Origin of the sequence: Pseudoxanthomonas sp., assembly GCF_027498035.1 — a bacterium.
Taxonomy (GTDB): Bacteria; Pseudomonadota; Gammaproteobacteria; order Xanthomonadales; family Xanthomonadaceae; genus Pseudoxanthomonas_A.
In genome coordinates this window covers 776,334-793,233 of sequence record NZ_CP114978.1, presented here as the reverse complement: position 1 = coordinate 793,233, position 16,900 = coordinate 776,334, and the positions used below count along the sequence as shown (strand labels likewise).

Here is a 16,900-nt window from a genome sequence, read left to right as displayed (position 1 = left end):
CCCGGAAACCGCGTGATAGCTTGAATCCAGCTTCACAGGGCATTGCGCCTTGTACCGCAGGCGACCGGAAGAACACGTCGGCTGTGGGAGCAAATCCTCACGCGTGCGTTGATTCGAATCCCCATCCGGCGTTGCCGGCAGGGGTGGGTTGACGCATGCCGATCCACCGGTCGCCAGGCGGCCTTCATCCATGAACTTGCTGGAATTCAACGGAGAATCAAGATGACCATGTTGGGGAACATCGCACGGCAGCGGGTGGCCAGCGCCGCCGTGATGCTCGCGGTCGCATCGATCGCCTTCGCCGCGCAAGCCAGGCAGGTGCCGGACACCCATGCGCTGGTCGGCGCATGGGATGCACAGGCCGTGGACGAGAAAGGCCAGGTGATTCCACTGCGGCTGGATTTTTCAGCTGGGCAGCACGGCGACCTGGAGGGCGCGTTCTTCTCCAATCGCAAGCCGCTGCCGGGCAAGGTGAGCGCTTCGGTGGCCAGCAACGGCCACACTGCGATTGATCTGACGGTGGCCGAAGCGCGCCTGCTGGGCGTCATCGACCGCACCGTCCATGCGGAACTGGTCGACGGCCAGTTAAAGGGCACCCTGGCGGTGTCGTCCAAGGACAGCAACCTGCGCAACCTGGATGGCAAGACCGTGCCGGGCAGCGCCTACACGTTCACTGCCGTGCAGCGCCGCAAGGACACGCTGGCCAAGGCGCCTGACATCAATGGCGAGTGGGAGATCCCGCTGAGTGCGCCCAACACCAAGGGCGAGAGCAGCCTGCGCCTGCTGGTGCAGCAGGATGGTCAGGATGCCTCCGCCTCGATCCTGCGCGTGGATGGCGATGGCGGCGCGTACGACGGTTTCTATCGCGACGGAAAATGGGTGCTGAGCCAGGCCAATGCACGCGGATTCGCCGCTTACACGCTGACCCCGCAAACCGACGGCACGCTGTTGGTCAAGACCAGCACCGGCCGCGCCGTGGACACGCACGCGGTGGCAACGGATTACAGCGGCTCGGATGCATCGGACACTTCGCCGGCCTATCGCCCGCAGGTGGCGCGCCAGAAGGGCTTTCCGGAGCCCGCCAATTACGCGGCGCACACCACCGTCCGCGATCCGAACGAGAAGTTCGCCTTCAACTTCCCCGATGCGCTGACCGGCAAGAACGTCTCGCAGGATGATCCGCGCTTCAAGGGCAAGGTGGTCCTGGCCGTGGTGACCGGCACCTGGTGCCCGAACTGCCACGACGAGGTCCAGTACTTGGTGGAACTGGACAAGAAGTACCGCGACAAGGGGCTGGCCATCGTCGCCCTCGACTTCGAAGAACCCGAGCAGCTGCAGGATCTCTCCCGCCAGAAGCGCCTGGTCGAACACTACGGTGTGAAGTACGACTATCTCATCGCCGGTACCCCGGCCCAGATGTGGGAGAAGGTGCCGCAGCTGGTCAACCTGAACACCTGGCCTGCAACCGTGTTCGTCGGTCGCGATGGCAAGGTCAAGCGTATCCATTCGGGATTCGCCTCGCCGGCCAGCGCCGCCTACCACCAGAAGCTGCAGGAAGAGTTCACCTCGACCATCGAATCGCTGCTGTCCGAGCAGCCTTCCCTGACCGACAACGACAGTGGCAAGCCCGCCGTCCAGTCCGTGGCTTACTCGGACGGCCACTGAGGCGCACGCCGATTGCTAGGGTGCGTCGGTCGTGTCGCGCGATCGCAGGCGCCGGATGAGCTGAGCGCCGGGCTTGACCGAAAACGCCGCCCTCACGGGCGGCGTTCCTGTATGCGGGCTGGTTGAAACGATCAGGCCCTGGCGGCGTTGTAGCGACGCTCGACTTCGTTCCAGTCGACTACGGCGTAGAACGCGTCGATGTATTCGGGGCGGCGATTCTGGTATTTCAGGTAGTAGGCGTGTTCCCACACGTCCAGGCCCAGGATCGGGGTCTGGCCCTGCATCAGCGGACTGTCCTGGTTGGCGCTGTTTTCGACGCTGAGCGTGCCGTCCTTGTTCACCACCAGCCAGGCCCAACCGCTGCCGAAGCGGGTGATGGCGGCCTGGGTAAAGGCCTTCTTGAAGGCATCGAAGCCGCCGAGTTCGGCGTCGATGGCCTTGGCCACGTTGCCGACGGGCGCACCGCCGCCCTTGGGCGACATCACCGTCCAGAACAGCGAATGGTTGGCATGACCGCCGCCGTGGTTGGTCACCGCGCCCTTGATCTTGTCGGGCAGCTCGCCGATGCGCGAGACCAGTTCCTCGACTGGCAGCTCGGCCCATTCGGTGCCTTCCAGCGCGGCGTTGAGCGAGTTCACGTAGGTCTGGTGGTGCTTGGTGTGGTGGATCTCCATCGTCTTGGTGTCGATGTTCGGCTCCAGCGCGTCATAGGCGTAGGGCAGGGTGGGCAGGGTATGCGGCATGGGAAGCTCCCGGTCAGTTCAGGGTGGAAACAGGTGGGTGGGATGCCTGGAGCAGCCGGGCGATGCCGGGATGTTCGTGGGTGCGGAGAAAGTGCTGCAGTTCCAGATAGCTGCGCTGGCTGTGGCACAGGGCGGCGGCGCGCCAGTCCTGGCCCAGGGTCGGGTCCGCGGCCATCTTCAGCAGGTGCAGGTGGACCCCGGCCAGTTCACCGGCGGCCCGTTCGGTATCGCCAGCACGGACATATGCCTCGGCCAGGTTCAGGCGCGACACGGTGTAGGCGGCGATCGCGGCATCGGCAGGCAGCGCGACATGCAGCAACAACTCCGCCGCGTCCAGCGCCTGCCGGTAGAGGGCAATGGCCTCGCCCAGGCGCTCCTGCACAAACGCTTCGTTGGCGGCGCGGGTGAGCGCTTGCCAGTGGTGCAGTGGGTTGCTGGGCTGCTGTGGCATGGACCTGTACGCAATGACGTGCCGCCGGGGCATCGAAGTCGTCGTTGCGTCTACAGCATCAGGTCATGGATGAAGCGACCGAGGGCTGCACGTCAGCTATGGGAAGCGGGGTTTCCGGTGCGCATTATCCACCGGTGCGGGCAGCGATGCGTGAAACGCGGGTCCATCGGGCACGTGCATCGTGGAGTCGCCTTAGAATTGCGCCGTCGCCTGCCATCCTGTTTGCACGTCCGCATGGAATCACCTCCCGCCCCATCTGTCCCGCACGTCTCCGATGCCGATGTCCTGGAGCAGGACGCGCGGTGGATGCGTCGCGCCTTTGAACTGGCCGATATCGCCCAGCACGAGCGCGACGAAATCCCGGTCGGCGCGGTGCTGCTGGATGCGGATGGCCAATGCATCGGCGAGGGCGGGAACCGCAACCGCTGCGACCACGATCCGACCGCGCACGCGGAGATCGTCGCCATGCGCCAGGGCGGGCTGCACCTGCAGAACCACCGACTGGTCGGCTGCACGCTGTATGTGACCCTCGAGCCGTGCGCGATGTGCGCCATGGCCATGGTCCACGCACGCGTGGCCCGGGTGGTCTATGCGGCGGCCGATCCCAAGACCGGCGCGGCCGGCAGCGTGTTCGACCTGCTCGGCGACCCGCGCCATAACCATCGGGTCGAGGTCACCGGTGGGGTACTGGCCGAAGAAGCCAGTCGCCGCCTGACCAATTACTTCCGGGCCAAGCGTGGCAGGCCGCTGCTGGACTGACTCATGGGCGCGCGGGCAGGGACTGCGCGCGTGGCGGGCTGAACTTGCCGATCAGCCACAGGCGCGCGGGTGTTTCCAGCACGCGGTTGACCAGTGAGGCCAGCAGGACCGTGGCCAGGATGCAGCCAAGGCCGGACACCCAGGGATTCAGGCGGTCGAACAGATGCAGCGCCGTCATGAGATCGATCACCGGCCGGTGCAGCAGGTAGATGGAAAAGCTGGATCGGCCCAGTTCGCTGGCCGGCCCATTGCCCAGCAATGCATCTGACAGCGTGCTTCGGTAGGAGAACGCCAGCACGATCAGCGCCGCCAGCGCGACGCGTGGCAGGTCGGCGTAGTACCAGCCACTGATCTGTGCAACATCGGCCGCGGGGAAGAGCGGCAACAGCATGCGCGGGTAGGGCAGTAGCAGCACCAGGATCGCCGCGCAGGCGAGCAGCTGGAGCATCTGGATGATGCGGGCCGTGGGCGGGCTGCGCGTGGTCCACCAGTGGCGCAGCAAGGCGATGCCGACGCCGCCCAGGAAAATATGCAATTTGGAGACGAACAGGATGCCGGGCAGGTACGGCGAGGACGCATAGCTGGCGACCACGAACGCCCCCAGCAGCGTCACTGCGATCGTCCGCGTGCGCGCCTGCAGGCCTGGAATGCACCACAGCAACAGGAAAAACCCATAGAACTGGAACTCCGGCCCCACCGACCAGAACACATCGACCGAGCCAACGAATGCCAGCAATCGGGCCAGGCCCATCAGATCCATGCGGTAGTGAAAGTCCGCCTGCGTCAGTGCCGACACCGCAAACGCAGCCAGTACGATCGTGTAGTACAGCGGCACGATGCGGGCCACGCGCGCCACGCAGAAGCGCTGCACGTTGGTGCGGTTGATCGGCTCCTGCAGGTGCAGGTGCGCCATCAGGAAGCCGCTGAGCACGAAGAACAGGAACACGCCGCATTCGCCGAAGCTCACGCTCTCCCAGAACTGTGTCTTGATCGGCAGGTGTGCGATCACCACCGAGATCGCGGCCAGCCCGCGCAGGCCATCCAGCGCAGGCATGTGCTCCTTCTTCCTGCGCGCCACGGCGGTGGAAGTGCGAGTGACAGGATCTGCGGACAAGCTCGACGTGCCTGATGCAGCCTGCAGAAGTGGGGGGGTCTGCATGCCGGGTTCCACGGTAGCGTCATCGTCCGGTTCACTGCAGGATGCAGTGGTGGCGCGATGGCAGGACAAGCGCCTCGTCCCGATGAAACGCACAACGGTGCCGGAATCGGCCGCCTCGACACTACCAGCTCAGGCCTGAGCGAAGGCCTGCGGTATGATGAACGACCATCGCGCGAATGCATCAAGTCATGAATCCAGTCCCAAATAACAGCAACCTGATCTGGATCGATCTGGAAATGACGGGGCTGGATACCGACAACGACTCCATCCTGGAGATCGCCACGGTGGTGACTGATTCGCAACTCAATATCCTGGCCGAAGGCCCGGAGTTCGCCATCGCCCATTCGCTCGACACGCTTGAGGCCATGGACGAGTGGAATCGCAACCAGCATCGCCGTTCGGGCCTGTGGGACCGCGTCGTCGCTAGCACCGTCACCCTGGGCCAGGCCGAAGCCGAGACGGTGAATTTCCTGCTGAAGTGGGTGCCGGACAACGCCTCGCCGATGAGTGGCAACTCGATCTGCCAGGATCGCCGGTTCCTGCATCGGCTGATGCCGCGCCTGGAGCGCTATTTCCACTACCGCAACCTGGACGTGAGCACGCTGAAGGAACTGGCGCGCCGCTGGGCGCCGCAGGTGCTGGAAGGCGTCAAGAAACAGTCCTCGCACACCGCCTTGAGCGATGTACATGACTCGATCAACGAGCTACGCCACTACCGGCGCCACCTGGCCACGCTGGCCCTTCCGCAGGACGCGGGCTGAGACAAAAAAAGGCGGCCCGCAGGCCGCCTTTTTCTTTGATCGTTCAGGGCATCAGCTGCCCGACACGAACGGCTTGCCCTTGCCCAGGTCGCCATCGTCGGTGACCGACTTGGCCAGCAGTTCGGACAGCGGCTTGCCGTCGGCATCGTGGTGATACACGTGCAGGTCGCGCTGGGGGTAGGGGATGGACAAGCCCTTCTCCAGCAGCTGGTTGCGAATCGCTTCGATCATCGTGCTCTTGGCGCTACCGAAATCACCGTTGTTGGCGTAGCCGAACAGCATCAGGTCCACGCTGCTTTCGCCCAGGTTGGTGACCTGTACAAACGGTGCCGGGGTCTTCAGCACCAGCGGGTTCTGCTGCGCGATCTCCAGCAGGATCGCCTGTGCTTGCTTGAGGTCGTCGCCGTAGCCCACGCCGACCGTCAGCTCCAACCGCCGCGTGGGCAGGGTGGAATAGTTGATGATCGGTGCGGTGGTGATCGTGCTGTTGGGAAGGGTGATCACACGCTGGTCGAACGCACGCAGGCTGGTCTGGAACACGCGGATCTCATCGACCACACCTTCCTGCCCGCCGGCGATCACGTGGTCGCCCTCGCGCATCGGACGCAGCACGATCAGCATCACGCCCGAGGCGATGTTGGAAAGCGAGTCCTTCAACGCCAGGCCCACGGCCAGGCCGGCCGCACCCAGGACGGTGGCCAGCGAGGTCGCCGGAACGCCGATCTTGGTCAATGCAGTGACGAACACCAGCACCAGCAGCACTGCGTAGGACACGTTGCGCAGGAAGCTGCTCAGCGTGGTTTCCACGCGCGCCCGGGACAGCGCGCGTTCCAGCGCAACGCTCAGGCGCTTGGCCAGCCACATGCCGACCAGCACGATGACTAGTGCGGCCGCCCAGTTGACCAGGTACCCCGTCCAATCGACCGTGGACCAGTCAAATGCCTTTGCAGCGGTAGAAGGCGCCGTGGCCGTGGTTGCCGCGGCCTGGGCTGCAGCAGTCGCTGCAGCCCCCGCCAGATTCGTCAGACCCAACGCCATTACGCGGCCTTGAGCTTGGCCAGGCGCAGCCAGGTATCGACCACGGTGTCAGGATTCAGCGACACCGATTCGATGCCTTCCTGCATCAGCCATTCGGCCAGTTCCGGATGATCCGACGGGCCCTGGCCGCAGATGCCGACGTACTTGCCCTTGGCACGTGCGGCCTTGATGGCCATCGACAGCAGCTTCTTGACCGCCAGGTTCCGCTCGTCGAACAGGTGCGCCACGATCGATGAATCGCGGTCCAGGCCCAGGGTCAACTGGGTCAGGTCGTTGGAACCGATCGAGAAGCCGTCGAAGATCTCCAGGAACTCATCTGCCAGCAGCGCGTTGGACGGCAGCTCGCACATCATGATGATCTTCAGGCCGCGCTCGCCCTGCTTGAGGCCGTTGGCCTCCAGCACTTCGACCACCTTGCGGCCTTCTTCCAACGTACGCACGAACGGGATCATGACCCACAGGTTGTCCAGGCCCATCTCGTTGCGCACGCGCAGCACGGCCTTGCACTCCAGCGCGAAGGCGTCGGTGAAGGACGGATCGACGTAACGACTGGCACCGCGGAAGCCGATCATCGGGTTCTCTTCGTGCGGCTCGTAGTTGCTGCCGCCGATCAGGTTGGCGTACTCGTTGGACTTGAAGTCCGACAGGCGCACGATCACCGGATTCGGTGCCACCGAGGCGGTCAGCGTGGCGATGCCTTCAGCCAGGCGGTTGACGTAGAAGTCGACCGGCGCGCCGTAGCCGGCAATCTTGGCGTCGATCTTCTTTTTGGTGGCCGCGTCCTGCTTGTCGTATTCCAGCAGCGCCTTGGGATGGATGCCGATGTGGCTGGCGATGATCATTTCCAGGCGCGCCAGGCCGATGCCGGCGTTGGGCAGCTGGCCGAAGTCGAAGGCACGTTCCGGGTTGGCCACGTTCATCATGATCTTCAGCGGCGCCGGTGGCATGTTGCCCAGGTCGGTGGTGGTGCGCTCGAATTCCAGGATGCCGTCGTAGATGAAGCCCGTATCGCCTTCGGCGCAGCTGACCGTGACTTCCTGGCCGTCCTGCACCAGCGAGGTCGCGTTGCCCGAGCCGACCACGGCCGGCACGCCCAGCTCGCGCGCGATGATCGCGGCGTGGCAGGTGCGGCCGCCGCGGTTGGTGACGATGGCCGAGGCGCGCTTCATCACCGGCTCCCAGTCGGGGTCGGTCATGTCGGCGAACAGCACGTCGCCCGGCTGCACGCGGTCCATGTCTTCCAGCGAGCGCACCACGCGGGCCACACCGGCACCGATCTTGGCGCCGACGGCGCGACCTTCGGCCAGCACCTTGGCGTCCTTCGAGGACAGCGCGAAGCGCTCGATCTGGGTGGCATTGCTGCGCGACTTCACCGTCTCCGGGCGCGCCTGCACGATGAACAGCTTGCCGCTGACGCCGTCCTTGGCCCACTCGATATCCATCGGGCGGCCGTAATGCTTTTCGATCACCAGCGCCTGCTTGGACAGTTCCTGCACGTCCTCGTCGCTGATGGAGAAGGTGTTGCGCAGTTCGGCCGGGGTGTCCTCGGTGCGCACGCGTTCACCGGGCACATCCGAATAGACCATGCGCAGCGCCTTGCTGCCCAGCGAGCGGCGCAGGATCGCCGGCTTGCCGGCAGCCAGGCTGGGCTTGTAGACGTAGAACTCATCCGGGTTGACCGCGCCCTGCACGACCATCTCGCCCAGGCCGACCGAGGAGGTCACGAAGACCACGTCGCGGAAACCGGACTCGGTGTCCAGGGTGAACAGCACGCCGGACGAACCCACGTCCGAGCGCACCATCAGCTGCACGCCGGAGGACAGGAACACGTCCTCGTGCTTGAAGCCGTGGTGGACGCGGTAGGCGATGGCGCGATCGTTGTACAGCGAGGCGAACACTTCCTTGACCTTGTGCACCACGTCGTCGGCGCCGGTCACGTTGAGGAAGGTTTCCTGCTGGCCGGCGAAGGACGCATCGGGCAGGTCTTCGGCGGTGGCCGAGGAACGCACGGCCACGGCGACTTCGCCGCCACCGTTCTCATCGCACAGCTGCCTGTAGGCGCTGCGGATGTCGGCATCCAGTTCCGGCTGCAGCGGGGCGTCGATGACCCAGGTGCGGATTTCCTTGCCGGCCGCGGTCAGTGCGCCGACGTCTTCCACGTCCAGCGTGGCCAGCTTGTCGAAGATGCGCTTGGACAGGTCGTTGTGCGCGATGAAGTCCTTGAACGCTTCTGCCGTGGTCGCATAGCCGCCGGGAACCGAAACGCCCAGCTGGGCCAGGTTGCCGATCATTTCGCCGAGTGAGGAATTCTTGCCGCCGACGCGGGCAAGGTCGGACAGGCCAAGCTCATGCAGCCACAGGATGTTCTGGTTCAAGCGCTACGCTCCTTGAGGGACCTGGGTTCCGCTCGCAATTGCGTCGGACCGCGGCCCAGAGAGGGGGGAGAAGGTGTGCCAATGATGCAGGCCGATATCGCACTGCACAAGCAATGGTGCGATATTGGTATCGTCAATGTCCAGCCCAAAGGATGAACGTAATGTCGAGTGTCCGACCGGTCTTTTATGTTTCAGATGGAACCGGAATCACCGTTGAAACCATCGGGCACAGCCTGCTCACCCAGTTCTCCGGATTTTCGTTCATCACCGACCGGATTCCCTTCGTCGACGACATCGACAAGGCGCGCGAGGCGGCCGAGCGGATCCGCGAAGCAGGGATCCGCCACGACGCGCGGCCCATCGTGATCCATTCCATCGTCGATCCGGCCATCGCCCACCTGCTGGAGGCGAGCGGGGCGCTGATGCTTGACGTGTTCGCGCCGTTCATCAACCCGATGGAGCTGGAGCTGGGGGCCATGCGCCAGTCGCGCGTGGGCCAGGCCCACGGCATCGTCAATTTCGAGGCTTACCACCGGCGCATCAACGCGATGAACTTCGCGCTGACCCATGACGATGGCATCGCGATCAACTACGACGAAGCCGATCTGATCCTGGTCGCGGTTTCACGTGCCGGGAAAACGCCGACCTGCGTCTACCTGGCGCTGCATTACGGGGTCAAGGCGGCCAACTACCCGCTGACCGACGAAGACCTGGAAACCGATCGCCTGCCGCCGCGCCTGCGTCCGTATCGCAGGAAGCTGTTCGGCTTGACCATCGACCCCGAGCGGCTGTGCCAGATCCGCCAGGAACGCAGGCCCAATTCCAGCTATGCCAAGGCCGAGACCTGCCGTCGCGAAGTGGCGGCGGCCGAAGGCATGTTCACCACCGAACGCCTGCCCACGCTGAGCACCACGCATACCTCCATCGAGGAAATCGCCAGCAAGGTGATGTCCACGCTGGGCCTGCAGCGCGAGATGTTCTGAATCCGGGAAGTGGGGCGGAGCGCCGCGTCCGTGGGTTGGAAAACGCCGTACGGACCCTCAAATTAAGGGCTGGACACGCGGGACGTCAATGCTGCCGTTGACGTCGGACAGCGTGTAGGATCGAACCATGCCCGCAACCCTTTCCCGTGCCGCACGCCTGCCCAAACTGGGTCGTTTCGGCTGGCTGATGGCGTTGTATGCGGAAAACTACGGCCGTCTGGCGCGCCTGTTCGCGCCGTCGGACCTGGTGCCCGGGCGCTACGTATCGAGCATCGGCGACGGGCTGGATGTGCATCTGGACGTCATCGAGACGCATCGCTACACGGTCGAGCTGCGCATCACCTACGGGATCATCGATCCGCAGACCGGCGAACCCGACCCGTCGGCCTTCGTACGGGTTTACCGCGATGCACGCCAGGCCGAAGCCACCCACTGCTACGTGGGTCGTCGCTGGCAGGACGTGATCGGCATGTTCCCGCCGCCGGCGGAGCTGATCAGCCATCGCATGCGCATGAACACTTTCCTGGGTAAGTGGGTCGAATACCTGGCCGAGCGCGGCCACGGCGTCGCCACGCTGCGCCGGGTGGATCAGGAGATGGTTGTCGAACCGGCCGAGGCCGGCGACGCCGCCTGATCCGGGCTACAGGCCCTGGTTCTTTGGGGCTACCAGAAATCCGGCAGCGGCCGCTTGACGATGGCGTCATGGCAGTCGATCTGCGATTCGATATGCGCGCGGGCCAGGGCCAGGTAATTCGCCTTCGGGCCACCACCTGAGCCGGCGACTTCGCCCAGGTATTCGTTGCCAGCCCAGACCCGTCCGAGCCAGTCGGCATGGTCCTCGCCGATGGTCAGGGTGACGGTGTAGCGCAACCGGCGACCTTGCTTGTCCTTGCACAGATAGACGGTCGGGAACTGCATGGTGAAGCTGTCTTCGGTGCTCCGCTGCTGCAGGAAGGTGCGCGCCTCGTCGGTGAGCGTGACGCGTGCCGTCTCGTCCAGAAGCGCAAGCTCGTTGCGGAAGTAGTCCGATAACTCAAGGAACACGCTGACCCCGTCGCTGGGCGCGTAGCCGTTCCTGCGGATCCAGCTGGCGAAGGCGGCCTCATGGCGCCCGGCGGCGACTTTTGCGGACTTCGACATCAATGCTCCTCACGCGAGTCTGTGGAAGGTGCACCAACAGGCAATCCCGACGGATGCCCGTTTATTTTCATGAACCGCCGATGTTGATCCGATGAAGACGACGAGCCGTTGCCTCATGCATGGCTAATGCGGCTGTCTTCCACTCAACGTTCCGATCGTACGCGCAACAAAAAAGCGCAGCGGATATCCGCTGCGCTTTCGTGCTGACTTATGGCGTCCCCACGGGGATTCGAACCCCGGTGTCCACCGTGAAAGGGTGGTGTCCTAGGCCTCTAGACGATGGGGACGCTGTCTAAACTTGCGAATCACAAGCAGGCCTAGTGCTTGCAACCCTTGAAACTTGGTGGAGCCAGGCGGGATCGAACCGCCGACCTCCTGCATGCCATGCAGGCGCTCTCCCAGCTGAGCTATGGCCCCGATGTTGCCAAGAAAAAACGCAGCGGATCAACGCTGCGCTTTACCTCGTTGTAGCTGGCGTCCCCACGGGGATTCGAACCCCGGTGTCCACCGTGAAAGGGTGGTGTCCTAGGCCTCTAGACGATGGGGACGCTGTCTAAACTTACGAATCACAAGCAGGCCTAGTGCTTGCAACCCTTGAAACTTGGTGGAGCCAGGCGGGATCGAACCGCCGACCTCCTGCATGCCATGCAGGCGCTCTCCCAGCTGAGCTATGGCCCCGGTGTCTTGGGAGCCCGGCATTCTAATGATCGATTCGAGGTTCCGCAAGCGTGAATGCGCGACTTTTTTCATCCGCGGAACAATGCCGCTTCAATCCCTGTTGCCGCGCAGGCGCAGGGCGTTGCTCACCACCGAGACCGAACTCAGGCTCATGGCCAGTGCGGCGAACATCGGCGACAGCTTCCAGCCCAGCAACGGCGTCAGTACGCCAGCTGCCAACGGCACGCCCAGTCCGTTGTAGAACAGGGCAAAGGCCAGGTTCTGGCGCATGTTGCGCACGGTCTGCTGCGAGATGCGCCGCGCCCGGAGGATGCCGCCCAGATCACCCTTGACCAGCGTGACCTGTGCGCTGGACATGGCGACATCGGTGCCGGTGCCCATCGCGATCCCGACATCGGCCGCGGCCAGCGCGGGCGCGTCGTTGATGCCGTCGCCGGCCATGGCCACGACGCGTCCCTGGCTGCGCAGGTCCGTGATCAGCCGCGCCTTGTCCTGCGGACTGGTTTCGGCGTGAACCTCGTCGATCTGCAGTCTGGCGGCCACCGCGCGTGCGGTGGTGCTGGCATCGCCGCTGGCCATCACGATGCGCAAGCCCAGCGCGTGCAAGGCATCGATGGTGGCCGGGGTGCCGTCCTTGATCGGATCGACGACGGCGATCAAGCCAGCAAGCGCGCCGTCGACGGCAAGGAACATGACGCTGGCGCCGTCCTGGCGCAGCGCTTCTGCTGCTGCCTCCAGCAGTTCGACCGGGATCTGTTCGGCCTGCATCAGCGCACGACTGCCCAGGAGCAGGGCGTGTCCGTCCACGCGTCCACGCACGCCCAGTCCCGTGTCCGAAGTCATGTCACCACCGCTGGAAAGTGCCAGCTGGCGATGGTGCGCTTCGGTCACGATCGCCTGCGCCAGCGGATGCTCACTCCCCGCATCCAGGCTGGCGGCCAGCCGCAGGACCTCGTCTTCGGTCTGCGGCGCCAATGCCTGCACGCTGCCGAACGTGGGCTTGCCGCGGGTGAGCGTGCCGGTCTTGTCGACCACTAGCGTGTCCACCGAACTCAGCCGCTCGATGGCCTGCGCATCGCGGAACAGCACGCCGACATGCGCGGCACGGCCGCTGGCGACCATGATCGACATCGGCGTGGCCAGACCCAGCGCGCAAGGGCAGGCGATGATCAACACGCTGACCGCGTTGAGGATGCCGTGGGTCCACGACGGCGGTGGACCGAACAGCCCCCAGGCCAGCAGCGTCAGTACCGCCACGCCGATCACGGCCAGCACGAACCAGTACGCGACGCGATCGGCCATGGCCTGCATCGGTGCGCGCGTGCGCTGGGCCTGGGCAACGAGCTGCACGATCTGCGCCAGCATGGTGTCTCCGCCGGTGCGGGTCGCTTCGATGATGAGCGCGCCCTGGCCATTGAGCGTGGCGCCGATGACCGCATCGCCTGGTCCGCGTGCAACCGGTACCGCTTCGCCCGTGAGCATGGATTCGTCCAGGTGCGAGCGACCTTCGCGCACGATGCCGTCGACCGGGACTTTTTCACCCGGGCGCACGCGCAGGCGATCGCCGGGTTGCAGCGCATCCAGTGCGACATCGTGCTCGCTGCCGTCAGCATCGATGCGGCGCGCGGTCTTGGGGGCCAGGCCGAGCAGGGCGCGGATGGCGGACGAGGTCTGGGCGCGCGCCTTCAGTTCCATCAGCTGACCGAGCAGGGTCAGGCTGATGATCGCGGCGGCGGCCTCGAAATAGACCTCCACGCGGCCATGCATCTGGAAGGAGGCCGGAAACACCTGCGGCGCCAGCAGCGCTACCAGGCTGTAGAGATAAGCGGCCGAGACGCCGGTACCGATCAGCGTCCACATGTTGGGACTGCGGTTGGCAATCGACTGCACCCAGCGCTGCAGGAACGGCCAGCCGGCCCACAGCACCACCGGCGTGGCGAGCACGCCCTGCACCCACGCCAGCGTGCCGTTCGACAGGCCGGGCAGCAGATGTCCGGACATGGCCAGCACCACCGTGGCCGCGCTCAGTGGCAGCGTCCACCAGAAGCGACGACGGAAGTCGGTGAGTTCGGGATTCTCGGCCTCGTCCAGCGACGGCATCATTGGCTCAAGTGCCATGCCGCACTTGGGGCAGGTCCCGGGCGCGTCGCGGATGATCTCCGGGTCCATCGGGCAGGTGTACTGGGTGCCAGGCGGGGCAGGGGTTTCCTGGCGCGTGGATGGCTGCAGATAGCGCAGTGGATCGGCGCTGAATTTCTGCTGGCAGCCGGCGTGGCAGAAGACGTAGGTCTGGCCTTCGAACTCCGCGCGATGCTTGGCCGTGTCCGGGTTGACCTGCATCCCGCAGACTGGGTCGGTCATCGGTGCCGTGGCGGTTGTGGCGGGACCGGCGTGGTCATGCGTTGCGTGGGAATGGCAGCAGCTTTTCCCGCCGTGCGTGGTTTGATTGGAGGAAGACATCTCAGCCTTCCTCACGCAGGGCCGAGACGATCGGGCAGTCGCGCAGGGCGCCATGGCCGGGGCAGGCATCGACCATCAGCCGAAGCGCATCACGCACGCGCGCCAGTTCGTCGATGCGCTGTTCGACCTGGACCAGCTTGCGGCTGGCTGCTTCCTTGACGTCGGCCATGTCGCCTCGGCCCGCGCTGATCGAAAGAAGCTCGCCTATCTCTTCAAGAGTGAATCCTAAGCCCTTGGCACGGCGAATAAAATTCAGCCTGGCGATATCGTCTTCGGCATAGCGACGATAGCCACCAGCCGAACGCGGTGGCTCGGGCAGCAGGCGCTGGCGCTCGTAATAGCGGATGGTGTCGATCGGCACCTGGGTCTGGCGAGCCAGCTGACCAATGTTCATGGGGCGCTCCAAAGTGGACTACGCCCAGTGTGCACCCTTGAGTCTGGTCAAGAGTCAAGGGTTTGCTTGCGATGGCCCAGTTGCTTGTCCATCCGGGACATCCCGAGGCGTGCGACCCATGCAGCAACTCATTCCTGCATCGATGCGCGGGAGGAGGACGCCATCGCCAGCGATGGCGGTCGTTGGTACGCCGGGCGAAGTGGTCAGTTCAGGACGACGTTCCGCCTGGACTGGATCATCCGCAGCTTTTGCGGGTTCCGCTGCACGTAGACGCGGAGGATGCGTTCCCCATCGGTATCGAAGGACTGCGCAGATTCCAGCGCGTCGCCGAAGTAGCGGAGCAGGCCTGGTCGACCATTGATCCAGGCCGGTTCCAGGCGCAGTTCATGCCTGCGACGGAGTGTGCAGGCGAAGAGCAACTGGGCGATGCGGGTGCCCCCGACCATCGGCTTGGGGAAGCTGGTGACGATGCCGCCGCCGTCGCCTACAAGGGTTGCCGATTCGGCCATCATGTTCTTCATGGCCTTGAAGTCGGCATTGGACCAGGCTTGGGTAAACCGCTGCATCAAACGTTGGTGTGCCGCGGCCGAGACGACATAGCGCGGGCGTTCTTCGCGCAGCTGGCTTTTCGCGCGGTGCACGATCTGGCGACAGGCCGCCTCGCTCTTGCCCAGCGTGGCCGCGATGTCGGGATAGTCCGCATCGAAGACTTCCCGGAGCAGATAGGCCGCGCGCGCCTCGGGGGCCAGGCGCTCCAGCACGATGAGGAACGCCAGCGAGAGGTCGCTGGCCGATTCCTGCAATTCCTCCGGGGTTATCGGGCTGTCGGTGATCACCGGTTCGGGCAGCCAGATGCCGACGTAGTGCTCGCGATGGACGCGTGCCAGGCGAAGCCGGTCGATGGAGCGTCGCGTGGTGGTGGTGACCAGCCAGGCCTCCGGATCGGCCACCTCCCCCAGGGGCATCGCATTCCAGCCCAGCCAGACGTCCTGGACCACGTCCTCGGCCTCCGGAACGGAGCCGAGCATGCGGTACGCGACGCCGAGCAGGCGCGGGCGAAGTCGGGTGAAAACCTCAGTTGCACATTCCATACATCAAAGGTCGGATCACGAAGCCCGATTGTGACGCAAGGCGATCCCGGCGGACCGCTGGTCCGCCGGATGCCGGTGCAGCCCTCAGGGGACCGGAATCACCGCCGGCTTGCCGGCGTCCTTCAGCAACAGCACCAGGAACCTCGCCGGCTTGTCCATGCTGGCGTTGCGTCCGACCGTGTGGATGTCGTCAGGCCCTTCGTAGAAACTCTGCCCGGCCGTCAGGGTGACCTCTTCGCCGCCCTTGACGCCCATCACGATCGATCCATCGAGGACATAGATGAATCCGTTCGCGTTATGACGATGCACCGGGTCTGCGGCGCCCGGGGGGTACTCGACCGTGATCATCTGCGCTTCCTTGCCGGGGTAGTCGGGCAGTGTCCGGGTCATGACCGGGGTCACGATGGGGAGCGGGGTGTTGTCGTGGCCCGCATCGTGGCGCGCCGTGTCGTGGGCCACCGAAGCGCCAGACGATAACAGCGCCGACAGGCACAAGAGGGAGAGGGAAACAGTACGCATGAGAACTCCAGGTTCCGTTGCAGCGGCTCGCGCGCGCGTCCGCGGAAAGCGCGGGGTGCGGGTCAGGACAACTTGGCCTTGTCCAGGCCGAAGGCCTTGTCGTAGCTGCCCGGGACGGTGCGGAAGCCGACGTTGACGCGGTTCCATGCGTTGATCGCCATCACCAGGAAGGTGAGATCCGATAGCTCCTTCTCCGACAGTTGGCCGCGCACGCGCTCGTAGAGTTCGTCCGGGATGCCTTGCGCGGGAAGCTGCGTCAGCACTTCCGCCCATGCCAGCGCGGCGCGTTCGCGCGGGATAAACAGCGTGGATTCACGCCAGCCTGCCAGGTGGTGCAGGCGCAAGGCGCGTTCGCCATGGATGGTGGCCTGCTTCACGTGCATGTCCAGGCAGAACGTGCATCCGTTGATCTGCGAGGCGCGGATGGAGACCAGGTCCTGGATCGATTCCTCGATCGCTGACTCCTTCACCAGCAGGTTGAACTCGACGAACTTCTTGAACAGTTCGGGGGATTGCTTCTGGTAGTCGATGCGTTGGCTCACGTTGGAATCTCCATGTCGAGTGATGGCCGCCGGGCGCGGATGCGCTCTGGTCCCGGGAAAATCTAGGCGGCGCCTGCGGCAGCGGCTAGACCGGCGCAGGGACGCGCCATGTTGAGCGCCAGGCACCAATGCACCGGCATGT

At 64.8% G+C, this 16,900-nt stretch carries 16 protein-coding genes and 4 tRNA genes; 5 read left to right on the top strand and 15 right to left on the bottom strand.

Annotation, left to right across the window (positions count from 1 at the left end):
• The first annotated feature begins 222 nt into the window (after nucleotides 1-222).
• Nucleotides 223-1,665: a TlpA family protein disulfide reductase gene (locus O8I58_RS03575; protein WP_298320755.1), complete on the top strand. Its 1,443-nt coding sequence runs from the start codon at nucleotides 223-225 to the stop codon at nucleotides 1,663-1,665.
• A gap of 131 nt (nucleotides 1,666-1,796) precedes the next feature.
• Here the strand turns inward: O8I58_RS03575 and O8I58_RS03570 are convergent, their stop codons facing one another.
• Both O8I58_RS03570 and O8I58_RS03565 read right to left on the bottom strand, forming a co-directional pair.
• Nucleotides 1,797-2,408 carry a superoxide dismutase gene (locus O8I58_RS03570; protein ID WP_298320753.1) on the bottom strand — a complete coding sequence of 204 codons (612 nt, stop codon included), beginning with the start codon at nucleotides 2,406-2,408 and terminating at the stop codon, nucleotides 1,797-1,799.
• A 13-nt stretch (nucleotides 2,409-2,421) separates the two neighbouring features.
• Nucleotides 2,422-2,859 carry a DUF2753 family protein gene (locus O8I58_RS03565; RefSeq protein WP_298320751.1) on the bottom strand — a complete coding sequence of 146 codons (438 nt, stop codon included), beginning with the start codon at nucleotides 2,857-2,859 and terminating at the stop codon, nucleotides 2,422-2,424.
• Between the two features lie 234 nt (nucleotides 2,860-3,093).
• Between O8I58_RS03565 and tadA the strand changes: the two genes are divergently transcribed.
• Nucleotides 3,094-3,618, top strand: coding sequence for a tRNA adenosine(34) deaminase TadA (tadA, locus tag O8I58_RS03560; RefSeq protein WP_298320749.1), 525 nt, complete (start codon nucleotides 3,094-3,096; stop codon nucleotides 3,616-3,618).
• A 1-nt stretch (nucleotide 3,619) separates the two neighbouring features.
• On the opposite strand, the gene O8I58_RS03555 is transcribed toward tadA, so the two are convergent.
• Nucleotides 3,620-4,672 (bottom strand): acyltransferase family protein, encoded by a 1,053-nt coding sequence (locus O8I58_RS03555; RefSeq protein ID WP_298320747.1) that lies wholly within the window; start codon nucleotides 4,670-4,672, stop codon nucleotides 3,620-3,622.
• 293 nt (nucleotides 4,673-4,965) lie between these two features.
• Between O8I58_RS03555 and orn the strand changes: the two genes are divergently transcribed.
• Nucleotides 4,966-5,538 (top strand): oligoribonuclease, encoded by a 573-nt coding sequence (gene orn, locus O8I58_RS03550; RefSeq protein ID WP_298320745.1) that lies wholly within the window; start codon nucleotides 4,966-4,968, stop codon nucleotides 5,536-5,538.
• A gap of 51 nt (nucleotides 5,539-5,589) precedes the next feature.
• On the opposite strand, the gene O8I58_RS03545 is transcribed toward orn, so the two are convergent.
• Together O8I58_RS03545 and ppsA are read right to left on the bottom strand one after the other, a co-directional pair.
• Nucleotides 5,590-6,576 carry a mechanosensitive ion channel family protein gene (locus O8I58_RS03545; protein WP_298320743.1) on the bottom strand — a complete coding sequence of 329 codons (987 nt, stop codon included), beginning with the start codon at nucleotides 6,574-6,576 and terminating at the stop codon, nucleotides 5,590-5,592.
• Complete coding sequence (ppsA, locus tag O8I58_RS03540; RefSeq protein WP_298320741.1) at nucleotides 6,576-8,951, bottom strand: phosphoenolpyruvate synthase; 2,376 nt, start codon at nucleotides 8,949-8,951, stop codon at nucleotides 6,576-6,578. Before ppsA ends, O8I58_RS03545 begins: the two co-directional genes overlap by 1 nt.
• Nucleotides 8,952-9,112: 161 nt before the next feature.
• Here ppsA and O8I58_RS03535 point away from each other — a divergent pair, with 161 nt between their 5' ends.
• Nucleotides 9,113-9,934 carry a posphoenolpyruvate synthetase regulatory kinase/phosphorylase PpsR gene (locus O8I58_RS03535; protein WP_298320739.1) on the top strand — a complete coding sequence of 274 codons (822 nt, stop codon included), beginning with the start codon at nucleotides 9,113-9,115 and terminating at the stop codon, nucleotides 9,932-9,934.
• A gap of 127 nt (nucleotides 9,935-10,061) precedes the next feature.
• A complete protein-coding gene (locus tag O8I58_RS03530; protein ID WP_298320738.1) occupies nucleotides 10,062-10,568 on the top strand; it encodes a DUF1249 domain-containing protein in 507 nt (168 codons plus the stop codon).
• A 29-nt stretch (nucleotides 10,569-10,597) separates the two neighbouring features.
• Here the strand turns inward: O8I58_RS03530 and O8I58_RS03525 are convergent, their stop codons facing one another.
• From O8I58_RS03525 to O8I58_RS03480, 10 genes are all read right to left on the bottom strand, one after another.
• The gene (locus O8I58_RS03525) at nucleotides 10,598-11,074 is read right to left on the bottom strand and encodes a hypothetical protein (RefSeq protein WP_298320737.1); all 477 of its coding nucleotides are present in this window, start codon (nucleotides 11,072-11,074) and stop codon (nucleotides 10,598-10,600) included.
• Between the two features lie 211 nt (nucleotides 11,075-11,285).
• A tRNA-Glu gene (locus O8I58_RS03520) sits at nucleotides 11,286-11,361 on the bottom strand.
• Nucleotides 11,362-11,415: 54 nt separating this feature from the next.
• A tRNA-Ala gene (locus O8I58_RS03515) sits at nucleotides 11,416-11,491 on the bottom strand.
• Nucleotides 11,492-11,546: 55 nt separating this feature from the next.
• Nucleotides 11,547-11,622 (bottom strand) — tRNA-Glu (locus O8I58_RS03510).
• Nucleotides 11,623-11,676: 54 nt separating this feature from the next.
• Nucleotides 11,677-11,752: transfer RNA gene (locus tag O8I58_RS03505), tRNA-Ala, on the bottom strand.
• A gap of 90 nt (nucleotides 11,753-11,842) precedes the next feature.
• Entirely contained in the window at nucleotides 11,843-14,113 is a 2,271-nt protein-coding gene (locus O8I58_RS03500; protein ID WP_298320735.1) for a heavy metal translocating P-type ATPase, read from the bottom strand.
• Nucleotides 14,114-14,213: 100 nt separating this feature from the next.
• Nucleotides 14,214-14,606 (bottom strand): MerR family transcriptional regulator, encoded by a 393-nt coding sequence (locus O8I58_RS03495; protein ID WP_298320734.1) that lies wholly within the window; start codon nucleotides 14,604-14,606, stop codon nucleotides 14,214-14,216.
• A gap of 203 nt (nucleotides 14,607-14,809) precedes the next feature.
• On the bottom strand, nucleotides 14,810-15,634 hold the full coding sequence (locus O8I58_RS03490) for a sigma-70 family RNA polymerase sigma factor (RefSeq protein ID WP_298320733.1): 825 nt from the start codon (nucleotides 15,632-15,634) through the stop codon (nucleotides 14,810-14,812).
• Nucleotides 15,635-15,781: 147 nt separating this feature from the next.
• Nucleotides 15,782-16,216, bottom strand: coding sequence for a cupin domain-containing protein (locus O8I58_RS03485; RefSeq protein ID WP_298320729.1), 435 nt, complete (start codon nucleotides 16,214-16,216; stop codon nucleotides 15,782-15,784).
• A 62-nt stretch (nucleotides 16,217-16,278) separates the two neighbouring features.
• On the bottom strand, nucleotides 16,279-16,758 hold the full coding sequence (locus O8I58_RS03480; protein ID WP_298320727.1) for a carboxymuconolactone decarboxylase family protein: 480 nt from the start codon (nucleotides 16,756-16,758) through the stop codon (nucleotides 16,279-16,281).
• Between the last annotated feature and the right edge of the window lie 142 nt (nucleotides 16,759-16,900).